The organism is Mucilaginibacter sp., from assembly GCF_036568825.1.
Lineage (GTDB): Bacteria > Bacteroidota > Bacteroidia > Sphingobacteriales > Sphingobacteriaceae > Mucilaginibacter.
This window is the reverse complement of the sequence record NZ_DATCRU010000083.1, coordinates 1-10,515: the sequence shown is the minus strand read 5'-3', so window position 1 is coordinate 10,515 and position 10,515 is coordinate 1. Positions and strand designations below refer to the sequence as shown.

At 43.7% G+C, this 10,515-nt stretch carries 11 protein-coding genes; 9 read left to right on the top strand and 2 right to left on the bottom strand.

Going from position 1 to position 10,515, the window contains the following annotated elements; genetic code table 11:
- Nucleotides 1-794 (top strand): C1 family peptidase (locus tag VIM89_RS18455; RefSeq protein ID WP_488157655.1); only part of this gene is annotated, 794 nt, incomplete at its 5' end.
- Between the two features lie 225 nt (nt 795-1,019).
- Here VIM89_RS18455 and VIM89_RS18450 read toward each other — a convergent pair.
- Nucleotides 1,020-2,447, bottom strand: a complete 1,428-nt coding sequence (locus VIM89_RS18450; RefSeq protein ID WP_488157656.1) for an L-serine ammonia-lyase — start codon at nt 2,445-2,447, stop codon at nt 1,020-1,022.
- Nucleotides 2,448-2,564: 117 nt separating this feature from the next.
- Between VIM89_RS18450 and VIM89_RS18445 the strand changes: the two genes are divergently transcribed.
- Complete coding sequence (locus tag VIM89_RS18445) at nt 2,565-2,858, top strand: CD225/dispanin family protein (protein ID WP_488157654.1); 294 nt, start codon at nt 2,565-2,567, stop codon at nt 2,856-2,858.
- Between the two features lie 7 nt (nt 2,859-2,865).
- On the top strand, nt 2,866-3,276 hold the full coding sequence (locus tag VIM89_RS18440) for a DUF2752 domain-containing protein (protein WP_488157653.1): 411 nt from the start codon (nt 2,866-2,868) through the stop codon (nt 3,274-3,276).
- Nucleotides 3,277-3,302: 26 nt separating this feature from the next.
- On the opposite strand, the gene VIM89_RS18435 is transcribed toward VIM89_RS18440, so the two are convergent.
- Complete coding sequence (locus VIM89_RS18435; protein ID WP_488157652.1) at nt 3,303-4,052, bottom strand: RDD family protein; 750 nt, start codon at nt 4,050-4,052, stop codon at nt 3,303-3,305.
- Between the two features lie 91 nt (nt 4,053-4,143).
- Between VIM89_RS18435 and VIM89_RS18430 the strand changes: the two genes are divergently transcribed.
- From VIM89_RS18430 to VIM89_RS18405, 6 genes are read left to right on the top strand one after another with little or no spacing between them, the layout of a single operon-like run.
- Nucleotides 4,144-5,106, top strand: coding sequence for a stage II sporulation protein M (locus VIM89_RS18430; RefSeq protein ID WP_488157651.1), 963 nt, complete (start codon nt 4,144-4,146; stop codon nt 5,104-5,106).
- A complete protein-coding gene (locus tag VIM89_RS18425; RefSeq protein ID WP_488157650.1) occupies nt 5,090-5,980 on the top strand; it encodes a hypothetical protein in 891 nt (296 codons plus the stop codon). The genes VIM89_RS18430 and VIM89_RS18425 overlap by 17 nt, the downstream gene beginning before the upstream one ends.
- A 1-nt stretch (nt 5,981) precedes the next feature.
- Nucleotides 5,982-6,734 (top strand): DUF4129 domain-containing protein, encoded by a 753-nt coding sequence (locus tag VIM89_RS18420; protein ID WP_488157649.1) that lies wholly within the window; start codon nt 5,982-5,984, stop codon nt 6,732-6,734.
- Nucleotides 6,731-7,903: a DUF4350 domain-containing protein gene (locus VIM89_RS18415; protein WP_488157648.1), complete on the top strand. Its 1,173-nt coding sequence runs from the start codon at nt 6,731-6,733 to the stop codon at nt 7,901-7,903. Before VIM89_RS18420 ends, VIM89_RS18415 begins: the two co-directional genes overlap by 4 nt.
- Before the next feature lie 2 nt (nt 7,904-7,905).
- Complete coding sequence (locus VIM89_RS18410; RefSeq protein WP_488157647.1) at nt 7,906-8,883, top strand: AAA family ATPase; 978 nt, start codon at nt 7,906-7,908, stop codon at nt 8,881-8,883.
- 6 nt (nt 8,884-8,889) lie between these two features.
- A complete protein-coding gene (locus tag VIM89_RS18405) occupies nt 8,890-10,236 on the top strand; it encodes a DUF58 domain-containing protein (RefSeq protein WP_488157646.1) in 1,347 nt (448 codons plus the stop codon).
- Nucleotides 10,237-10,515 lie beyond the last annotated feature (279 nt).

Genomic DNA, 10,515 nt, shown 5'->3' with positions numbered 1-10,515 from the left:
CCTACGGCGGTCCAAGTAATGCGACGGCAGCATTCAGCCCGCTATTCCTGTATTTTGTTGAACGCGTGGTGATCGAAAAATACTCCATCGGGTCTGACCCGGGTGCCAATATGGTGAACATCGGCGAAACCTTGCAGGGATTGTCAAGCAACACCGGTACCGGCAAAGCGTTAACTTACAACGGTTACACATTTGCAGGCATACCAATGGAGATCAATTACCCTTATCCGTGGGTAGCCGGTTCAGGTGGTTACAATGTGGCTACCCCAACCGCTTCGCCTTACAAGGTGTACCCATACAACTATTACAACTATGGCGCTACCACTATACCGGTTGCACCAAATAACCATACCATAGGCGCCCAAAGCGGCAGCACCAACAGCAGCGGCACCACTACCACCTCGGGTTATTATGTTATTTCCAGCTCAGGTACAAACCTGGTAAACGACGTAAAAACCGCGCTTTTGAACAACAAACCGGTAATGATGGGCTTCAACGTGTATGATAATACCCGTACCTACAAATATTTTGAAGGCTTGAGCACAACCAGTTACACTTATAACCCGCTTACATCAAGCGGCAGCCTTGCTTCGGGCGTAAAATTATTGGGCGGCCACGCCGTACCGATTGTAGGCTACATCAACGACAGCACCCAACCAGGCGGAGGCGTATTTATCGTCCAGAACTCATGGGGCACGCCATGGGGCAACAATGGCTATTTTTACCTGCCATATTCAGTTATCCAAAGCACCAGGGTAGTTCCCGCAGGAAGCCTTTATGTGGCAGTGCTATAACAGAAACCATAAACATGATATACAGGCCCCGGCATTGTCCGGGGCTTTTTTTTACTGCCAACTAATAACTGCCAACTAAAAATCGTCATGCTGAACTTGTTTCAGCACCCCATCATAAAGGTCTGAGATAGACAAGTCTGCTACATGCAAATCGCAGACCTAGCAAGCTTGAATGTCCTGTAGGTTCCCGAAACAAGTTCGGGATGACGGTATTTTCCTTCAAGCCTAACACTCCGGCAAGCTTATCGGGATATTAATTGCTAAGCCACCGTCAGAAGTTTCTTTGTATTTGGAGTTCATGTCGAGGGCGGTTTGCCACATGGTTTTTACTACGGCGTCGAGGCTTACTTTGGCTTTGTCGGGGTTGGTTTGCAGGGCAAGCTGCGAGGCGGTGATGGCTTTTATGGCGCCCATGGTGTTGCGCTCGATGCAGGGTACCTGTACCAGTCCGGCGATAGGGTCGCAGGTGAGGCCGAGGTGGTGCTCCATGGCAATTTCGGCGGCCATTAGCACCTGTCGCTGCGATCCGCCGAGGCATTCGGTAAGTGCAGCAGCAGCCATGGCGGACGATACGCCTATTTCGGCCTGGCAACCGCCCATAGCGGCAGAGAGCGTGGCGCCTTTTTTGAAGATGCTGCCCACTTCGGATGCCGTCATGATAAACTGCATGATCTTCTCGTCGGTGAAGCCATCGCAAAAAACAATAAAATATTGCAGCACGGCAGGCACCACACCCGCAGCGCCATTGGTAGGCGCCGTCACCACGCGACCGAAGGAGGCATTTTCCTCGTTCACGGCCAGCGCAAAGCAGCTTACCCAATCCAATGTTTTCTGGAAACTATTGCCGGTATTGCGGATGGCCGATACCCATTCGTCATAATTCTGATATTCGCGGTCGCCCAGCAAACGGCGGTTCAACGTAGCGGCACGACGGGCAACACTTAAGCCTCCGGGCAAATAGCCGGTGGTATGGCATCCGCGGTAAATGCATTCCTTCATCACGCGGAAAATGTTGAGGATACCGGCACGGGTTTCGGCTTCGCTGCGCCAGGCCAGTTCGTTTTCCATCACCACTTCGGATATTTTCAGGCCGGTTTTGATGCACCAGTGCAGCAGATCGCCGGCGGTATCTATCGGGAAAGGCAGATCAACTTCGGCTTTGCCCTGGCTCTGATCGCCCTCCTTCACCACAAAGCCTCCGCCTATAGAATAATAGGTTTCTGAAATAGCCTTGCCAGTCTCCAAAAATGCCTGGAAGGTAACTGCATTGGGGTGATAGGGCAAGCTTTCGTTAAATAAGAAGATAAGGTCATCAGGTACAGAAAAATCAATATCCTGCGTACTGCCTAATGATAGTTGATTGCTGGTTTCGATGTCTTTTATCTTGCCGTCGATGGCGCCTACATCGAAGGTAACGGGGTCATCGCCGCTTAAACCTAATAGTATTGCGATATCTGTTCCGTGGCCCTTGCCGGTTTTAGCCAGAGAGCCGTAGAGTAGAATTTTTATCCCTGTCACTATCGGCAACGCGCCTTGTGCAGAAAGCGTTTCTACAAATTGCTGCGCTGCCCGCCAAGGCCCAAGCGTATGTGAGCTGGATGGGCCTATACCAATCTTAAAAATATCAAATACGGATATCTGTTCGCGTTTCATCGGGTGCAAAGTTAGGATTGATAACATGCTTTTTACGTTATCTTCTTGAAATTTCGATTAAGATTTAATATTTTCAGGAAAAAATTCTAAAACTATAACCTCTAAACCCTTCATTAAATGGATCAGTCACAACCAGGCGCACCGTTACAGCCCAGACCAAAAAATTGGCTCGTCGAATCAATCTTAGTTACTTTATTTTGCTGCCTTCCCTTTGGCATTGCCGGCATTGTTTATGCCTCAGCAGTGAACAGCAAATATGATGCGGGCGATTACGCAGGTGCATTATACCAATCGCAGCAAGCGGCCAAATGGACCAAAATTGGATTTTGGATCGGCATAGCCGGTGTAGTAATTTATTTTATTCTCATGTTTACTGTCGGCATAAGTTTCTTCTCGACCCGTAACTTTTAATCACTTAATGCCCGGTAAAGAAAAGCTGTATTTTGCCTTGCCGTTACTTATAATAGCTGCCCTGGCAGTAATTTATTATAATTTCAACCCGGCTGAATACAGCTTTTTTCCTAAATGCCCATTCCACACGCTGACGGGTTATGATTGCCCGGGTTGCGGGTCGCAGCGGGCTATATATAAATTGCTGCATGGGGATATTATTGGCGCCGCCCGCGAAAATCTGTTATTGGTTCTCAGCCTTCCTTTCCTCGCTATACATTTCTTTTTCAAAATAAAATCCGTTATCCTGGATAAAGATTTAAGATGGAAAGTTATTTACCATCCGCTAACTCCTAAAATAGTTGGCGCATTGGCTGTAATATTCTGGATAATACGCAACATACCTGGATACCCTTTTAATTATTTATTGTCGAATTAAAGCTGATTAGCTACTGAGATCAGAGATCATAGCGTATCAATATCCAGTTGAGCGCTGATATGGTTATAATCCTTAATGATAGTCTGTAAAAACAACATATCGTTCATGCCGTTTGGCGGGGTTATGCTCAGGTGCTCTTTCACACGGAGGGCCATGTTATAAACCACCACATTGTTACCGGTTTTCATATAGGCGTTGATGATCTCGTGGATCAGCTCAATATCCCTATCGCTTAATTGCCCGGCTTCCTTAAACACAGGCTGGTAGCCATCATACGTTGGCATAAAAACAATATTATTGATCCCGGTACGGGGTGCAGTACGTATCAGGATGGTTCCCGCAACAATATCGCCTATACGCTGTGTTTTTTCGTTAACTGCAGCTACTATTAACGCAATCAGTCCGGGCCACATGATAAGGAAGTCGACTATCCTGAATAGCCATCTCATAAAGTACTGACCCATCTTTGGCTGCCCGCCATCCAAACTGATCACTTTGATCTTCATAATACGCTTGCCGATGCTTTGCCCATTCATAAATATCTCGAAGATCAGATCGTAAAAAACGAAAAGTACAGCATATACAATAACCGCGATGATGATACTTAAACTGCCATGAGTAAACCAGTCAGTTATACCGCCGATAAACAAGGCCAGTATGTATATCAGGAAAAAAATAGCCAGATCGATCAGTCTCGCCACTATCCGTTCACCTAATCCAGCAACCTCGTAATCGATATCTATGTTCTGCGAGGTGGTTATCTTTATTGTCTGCATGTAAAAAATATTCTGTTACTAATATACTTTTTTAGTTGAAAGATAAAATTATTGTCAGTAATTTAAGCCCAGATTAGACCGGAAGCAATTAATGCGTGAGCCTTTATTCGTAAAACAGAATGCCGAGAAGTGGAGTCAGTTTGAGCAGTCGATCACTAACGACCCCGATGAAATTGCGGAACGTTTTATTAAAATAACCGACGATCTGGCTTATGCCAAGACATTTTATCCCAAGTCGAAAACTACCACTTATTTAAATGGGCTGGCTGCGAAACTGCATCAGTCCATCTACAAGAATAAATCTGAAAAAAGCAACCGGTTTATTACGTACTGGAAGTATGAGCTGCCTTTACTTTTTAAAACCCACCAAAGGCCTTTGCTTTATTCCTTTATTTTCTTTGTAGTTTTTTGCCTGATGGGCATCCTTTCGGCCAAATACGACCCCAATTTCCTAAAGCTTATTTTGGGCCCCGATTATGTGAACATGACCAATGAGAATATTGCCAAAGGGGATCCGTTCGGCGTATATAAAGACCATAACGAGTTCCTGATGTTCTTTTACATTGGCACGAATAATATTTTCGTATCCTTTATCATGTTTGTAAGCGGCATCCTATTCTCCGTCGGCTCAGTGTTCTTTATGCTTAAAAACGGCATAATGCTGGGCGCGTTCGAGTACTTTTTTTTCAGTAAAGGATTGGGTGCGCAGTCTATCCTGGTTATCTGGATACATGGTACCATCGAAATTTCATCGTTTATTATTGCCGGTGCGGCAGGGTTGGTGTTGGGCAATAGCTTCCTGTTCCCGAAAACATATACCCGTTTAATTTCACTTAAAAAGGGCGCTAAAGACGGTATCAAAATCGTGCTTGGCCTGGTGCCCTTGTTTATTACTGCTGACTTTTTTGAAAGCTTCGTTACCCGGCATACCGAGATGCCGGTATGGCTAAGTATTACTATATTAGCGTCGTCACTATGCTTTATGATATGGTACGTGATTATTTATCCTAACAAACTTTATAAAAACCTGACCTTACATGGATTCGAAGATTGAGCTTGCCAAACCCCGCGATTTCGGGGAAATTATCGGTGATACATTCGCCTTTGTCAAACAAAATTTTAAACCGCTCTTAAAATACTTTTTCATCTTTTGCGGCTTTTTCTTGCTCGCCACTGGCGCAGTGGATACGCTAAACCAGATTCAAACGCTGAACAGGTTCAATAATTTTAATCCCAATAGTTTTGATAACCAAATGGGACCTTTTTCAACTTTTACGCCTACGTATTTTTTGACCTTGTTTTTTATGCTGGTTGAATACATGGCAATTACAGTGATGACATTATCGTTTATGGCGCTATACAAACAAAAAGGAAACGAGGTGCCTTCGACTGAAGAAATGTGGGGTTATTTCAAATTCTATTTTTTGCGCGTCGCAGGCAGTGCCTTTGTTGTTTCGATATTAACCATTCTGGCTTGTTTTCTTTGCCTCGTCCCGGGGATATACCTCTATCCTATAATGTCATTAGTGTTTCCAATTATAGTGGTAGAAAATGCAAGCTTTGGATATGCCTTCAATCAAAGCTTTCGGTTAATAAAGGATAGCTGGTGGACGACCTTTGGAGTAATGATCGTGATAGGGCTGATTCTTTCGGTAGCGGCCGGCGTATTGGTACTGCCTTCTGTAATATTTACTGCAGGGAGTGTTTTTATGCACATGACCAAAGGAACCGCCACATCTATTGCAGGAGTAGTAATTACCTCTGCTTTAAAACAATGTTCCCATGTTTTCCACATACTATCTGTGGTAGCTACCTGCTTAATTTATTTCAGCCTGCACGAAATGAAAGAAGGCACCGGTTTAATGGAGCGTATCAATCAGTTCGGCACGGGACAAAGTAATACAGATACCACCCAGGAAGAGTATTAACATGCGGTTTTATTTATACCTGATATTGTTTATACTAGGCATAAATGCAGGCATTGGTGCTGAAAAAAAGGCGACCGTGGTTAAGCATGAAAAAGCTGTATTGAAGGTTGACACTGCCTCGGCTGTGGATGTTCGTCGTTTTGATCAGTCAGCATTAAAAAATTATCGTAGTAAACCCGAATTTAATTATAAGGAAGCGGCTGTCAATATCTCCTGGTGGGACCGTTTCTGGCGCTGGTTTTGGGACTGGCTAACTCACTTTGAATCTCAAAAAGGCACAGTTACTTTTTGGAGCGCATTTTTTAAAGCATTAGAAATATTGCTGTTAGTGGGCGGTGTATTTGCATTGATATTCTTTATCTTCAAGGCACAAGGCATCAGCCTGCTTGGAATATTCAGAAAAAAGACCACCAGCGCGCCAATACCTTATTCTGAGTTTTTTGAAGATATCAATGCCATCAACTTCGATGAGGAGATAGAAAATGCCATTGCCAAAGCCAACTACCGCTTTGCGGTGCGCCTGCTTTATTTGAAATGCCTGAAACATTTAAGCAATGCCGGGCTCATTGATTGGCAGATCGACAAAACAAATAGTACCTATATCAGCGAGCTTCAAAATCGACAGCAACAGGATGCTTTCAGGATGCTAACCTTACAGTTTGAATATGTTTGGTATGGTGAGTTTATGATAGACCAGCAGGCCTATAAAACTATCGACTCATCTTTCAGGAATTTTAACAAGCAGGTGGCATGAGGGATTTTAAGATATACATATCAATAGCGACTGCCCTGCTGGTGATTTACCTGGTAGCACAGTATAATAAACCTGCACCCATTAATTGGCAGCCAACGCTTTATTACCAGGATAAAATACCTTATGGCACTTATATCCTGCACAACGAGCTACAAAATTTTTTCCCGGGTGCCACGGTAACTAATACCAACCAGGACTTGTACGATCTTTTTCATACATCAAATACTATTAACAGCAATTACCTAATCATATCAAGATCAATAAACATTGGCAAGTATGATTACAAAGAGCTGGTGGCATACATTGAGAAAGGAAACTCTATACTGATATCCACTTTGGACTGGGGAGGAAAACTTGCCGATACACTGGATATTTCAACCGCGGTAGAGCGTGAAAAGAATGATCAAAAACTCAACTTCACAAACACTAAACTGAAGGGGCAGCAAAGCTACCAGTATGACAAGGATATTACCGACAAATACTTTTACAGCTTTGATACTGTGCATGCAGTTGTACTATGTAAAAATAAAAATGGGCGCGCTACCCTGCTGAGTTTTAAATACGGCAATGGCAATTTGATTTTATGCGCCAATCCATTGATATTCAGCAATTATGCTTTACTAAGCAACCACGGTGATGATTATGCCGCAAAGGTGCTGTCCTATCTTCCAAAAAGCCAGGCTATTTATTGGGACGAATATCAGAACGGTGATATACAGGAAGATGAGTCGCCGATGCGTGTATTTTTTAATCATTCTGCCTTGAGCTGGGCCTATTATATTAGTCTTTGGGGCATGGTAATATTCATTCTTTACGAAATGAAACGCCGTCAGCGCATTATCCCGATCATCGAGCCCCTTAAGAACTCTACCGTCGAGTTTGTCAATGTAGTGGGGCAGGTATATTACGAGCAGCGTAACAACATGAATATCGCGCAAAAGATGATCATTTTCTTTTATGAGCATCTGCGCACCAAATATTACCTAAAGACCAACCCGCTTGATGCAGAATTCGTTGAGCGCTTGTCGCAAAAAACAGGTATCGAATTTTCTTTTGCGCAGGAACTGATCGGCCATATTAAATATGTGCTGGTACAGCACGAGGTGGGTGATCACGAATTAATCAGACTAAACCAATTGATCGAACAATTTTATAAAAAAACCAGGTAGACATGGAAGAAGGAATTTTTGAACAGCGAACCGACCTTGGCAAACTGAATGCCGCGGTAAACCAGATAAAGGCGACGCTTGGCACCATCATCGTTGGTCAGCAAGACAGTATTGATCTCCTGATTGCGGGCATACTGGCAGACGGGCACGTTCTAATAGAAGGCGTTCCCGGTGTGGCAAAAACGCTAACTGCCAAGCTGATTGCAAAGGCTATCGATGCGCAGTATTCGCGTATTCAGTTCACGCCAGACCTGATGCCTTCGGACGTGCTGGGTACATCAGTTTTCAATCCAAAAACAATCGATTTTGAGTTTAAGCAGGGGCCGATATTCGGCAATATTATCCTGATAGATGAGATCAACCGTGCACCGGCAAAAACACAGTCGGCTTTGTTTGAGGTGATGGAAGAACGCCAGGTAACCATCGACGGAAAGAATTATAAAATGCAGGAACCTTTCATCGTACTGGCTACTCAAAACCCGGTAGAGCAGGAAGGTACCTATCGCTTGCCTGAAGCTCAGCTCGACCGTTTCCTGTTTAAGATAGAGATCAAATATCCATCGCTGGAAGAAGAAATAAGGATTGTTACTCAACAGCACCAGCATAAAACGAATGATCAACTGGCTGAAGTGAAACCGATCTTATCAAAAGAAGATATTATATCGCTTCGCAACCAGGTTAGGGGCTTCCATGTTGAGCCTAAGATATTGGAGTTTGTAGCAAAGGTGATCCACGAGACACGCAACAATAAATCGCTTTACCTGGGTGGCTCGCCGCGTGCTTCGTTAGCTGTAGTAAATGCGGCAAAGGCATTGGCAGCTATCAGGGGTCGTGATTTTGTTACGCCAGACGATATTGTTTGGGTAGCGCCTGCCGTGTTAAGGCACCGCATTATGCTGACGCCTGATAAAGAAATGGAAGGCGTTAGTCCCGATGATATTATCAAACAGATTATTCAGAAAATTGAGGTACCGCGCTAATCAATAGTGAAAAAGTTTTTCAGGCTATTTTATAAAGACCTTTTCTTAACCAACCGGCTTTTCACCGGGCTTGGCATTTGCGTGGTATTGTTTGTACTGTCGTTTTTCTTTCCCTGGTTTGCTGCTATTCCTGAACTGGCCTTTTGGGTATTAATACTGCTCTTCTTAGCCGATGCGCTTATGCTTTACCGCACATCCAAAGGCGTATTTGCTAAACGGCATGCCCCTGAAAGACTAAGCAACGGTGACGAGAACGAATTGGGTATATATATTGAAAATGCCTATCCTTTTAATGTCTCGGTAGGAATAATTGATGAGATACCTTTCCAGTTTCAGAAAAGGGACTTATGGTTTAAAACCAGTCTTAAACCTTATCAGAATAAACTCATCAATTATCTTTTGCGCCCCACCAAACGCGGTGAGTATGAATTTGGTGATATCAGGGTGTATGTAAGCTCGCCTTTAGGGCTTATCAGAAGGAGATACAAGATTGATCAGGCGGAGACTTTACCTGTCTACCCATCCTTCCTGCAAATGCGCAAATATGAGCTGATGGCCATATCAAACCGTTTGAGTGAGATCGGTATAAAAAAAGTGAGAAGGCTTGGCCATAGCCTGGAATTTGAACAAGTGAAAAATTATGTAGCCGGTGACGATTACCGCACCATTAACTGGAAAGCCACAGCCCGTAGCGGCGACCTGATGACCAATATTTATACCGACGAGAAATCGCAGCATGTGTATTGTGTGATCGATAAATCAAGGGCGATGAAAATGCCTTTTGAGGGTTTGAGTCTGCTGGATTACGCTATCAATGCGAGTTTGGTATTATCAAATGTCGCCCTATTGAAAGAAGACAAAGCGGGATTGATCACCATTGCTGAAAAATTAGGCTCTGTAGTGCCAGCTGACCGAAAGGCTGTTCAGATCAATCGAATATTAGAGGTATTATACAAAGAAAAAACCCGCTACCTGGAAACTAACATGGAAGTGCTGTATAGCACTATCCGCAATGTATTGAAACAACGCAGCCTGGTGGTGTTCTTTACCAATTTCGAAAGCATGTCTTCAATGGAGCGGCAGTTGCCATTCCTGAAACGGATCAATAGATTTCATTTGCTATTGGTAGTCTTTTTTGAAAATACCGAACTGGAAAAACTAAGTGAGGACGAGGCAAACAATGTCGAAGAAATCTACATTAAAACCATCGCTGAAAAATTTGCCTACGATAAAAAACTGATTGTAAAAGAACTAACGAAACATGGTATACAATCTATCCTGAGCAAGCCTCAGGAATTGACAATTAATACTATTAACAGGTATTTGGAGTTGAAAGCTAAGCAGAGGATTTAAATCCTTGATCGCGACTGCAAGTTATGACCCGTAGGGTCTACCGCTTTGTAGAAAATCACATATAAGAATTTTTGCCCTGTAGGGGCTATCCTTGATCGGAATGCACCGCCTGTCCGGCTGGTGAAGGGTAGCCTCTATGAGCAATGTCATTAAGTTAAGGATTAGTATGCTGGTTTAAAGTTTGAATAGGTTCGGAATTTACTTTTTGAGTGTTTATTTTTTATTGTTCTCTCAAAGGCCCGGCCTTTTCTTATGGGTAACGTGTTCTTAATGAAGAGG

Bases quoted from the DNA above. Each gene is read 5' to 3' on its own strand.
- VIM89_RS18445 (WP_488157654.1), top strand. From the start codon at position 2,565: ATGGATCAGTCACAACCAGGCGCACCGTTACAGCCCAGACCAAAAAAT.
- VIM89_RS18425 (WP_488157650.1), top strand. From the start codon at position 5,090: ATGGATTCGAAGATTGAGCTTGCCAAACCCCGCGATTTCGGGGAAATT.
- VIM89_RS18430 (WP_488157651.1), top strand. From the start codon at position 4,144: ATGCGTGAGCCTTTATTCGTAAAACAGAATGCCGAGAAGTGGAGTCAG.
- VIM89_RS18435 (WP_488157652.1), bottom strand. From the start codon at position 4,052: ATGCAGACAATAAAGATAACCACCTCGCAGAACATAGATATCGATTAC.
- VIM89_RS18440 (WP_488157653.1), top strand. From the start codon at position 2,866: ATGCCCGGTAAAGAAAAGCTGTATTTTGCCTTGCCGTTACTTATAATA.
- VIM89_RS18420 (WP_488157649.1), top strand. From the start codon at position 5,982: ATGCGGTTTTATTTATACCTGATATTGTTTATACTAGGCATAAATGCA.
- VIM89_RS18415 (WP_488157648.1), top strand. From the start codon at position 6,731: ATGAGGGATTTTAAGATATACATATCAATAGCGACTGCCCTGCTGGTG.
- VIM89_RS18410 (WP_488157647.1), top strand. From the start codon at position 7,906: ATGGAAGAAGGAATTTTTGAACAGCGAACCGACCTTGGCAAACTGAAT.
- VIM89_RS18450 (WP_488157656.1), bottom strand. From the start codon at position 2,447: ATGAAACGCGAACAGATATCCGTATTTGATATTTTTAAGATTGGTATA.